General features: G+C 34.6%; 1 protein-coding gene and 1 pseudogene (1 of these 2 cut by a window edge). One reads left to right on the forward strand and one right to left on the reverse strand.

The window, feature by feature from the left end; all coding sequences use genetic code 11:
- The coding region (locus MOC09_RS20055) for a DUF2812 domain-containing protein (RefSeq protein WP_268371690.1) at positions 1 to 392 on the forward strand (392 nt) is incomplete at its 5' end.
- Positions 393 to 651: 259 nt separating this feature from the next.
- Here the strand turns inward: MOC09_RS20055 and MOC09_RS20060 are convergent.
- Positions 652 to 742 (reverse strand): annotated as a pseudogene (locus MOC09_RS20060) (transcriptional regulator) (its annotated part continues 241 nt past the right edge of the window); the annotation flags it as partial.

The following is a 742-nucleotide window of genomic DNA, read 5'->3' on the forward strand; positions in this document are numbered from 1 at the left end:
TTAAAGATTACAAAGGGATATATGAAGACTTCGGTTGGATTTATATAAATGGCCCCTGGCTTAGTGGAATTCGATATTGGCAAAAAGAAGATGATGGTCAAAATGAAATCTTCTCGGATCGCCAATCAAAGAGTAATTATTATAAAAGATTGATGAATTATTCTTCTGGGTTAGGTTTCATGTGTTTGTTTTTTTCTTATATGATCTATAAGGATTCAGGTTTATATTTAACTGAAGGTCTTTGGAGTATGAAAGGTGCATGGTTTTGGAAAGCATTTTTATTTGAAACTCCATTCGCTCTTTTGAGGTCGCTTCCCGCCCTAATGGTTGTTTTATTTGCCATCAGTTTCTATAAAGTGTATCGAAAGTATTCAATGTTAATAGAAAAATAATGCAATTATAGCGTAAGCGCGTTAATCGCTTCCCCACTTGTAAATTTATCCAAAAAGAAAACCACCTTCAACTTTTAGACTGTGTCTACAAGTTGGGGTGCACTTCATTTTTGGCTCTTTTGTTAAAAATCATCCACTCTTTTTCTTACTTTTTTACTTAGCTTAAAGCCGAACCTATTTACATACTCTTCATTTTTCGCCATGATTTGATAAGCCTCCATTATCGGCAAGGTACGAATTAAAATGTAGACACCAATAGCTATCTAAACAACACAAGCTGGATAAAGCCTGAGACGATGTGTTTTCTTTCCAGAAAAAAAGGAATTCCCCCTGCTACAATGGAACAAACA

It is taken from the genome of Bacillus sp. N12A5, from assembly GCF_026790125.1.
In the GTDB taxonomy this organism is placed as follows: Bacteria; Bacillota; Bacilli; order Bacillales; family Bacillaceae; genus Bacillus.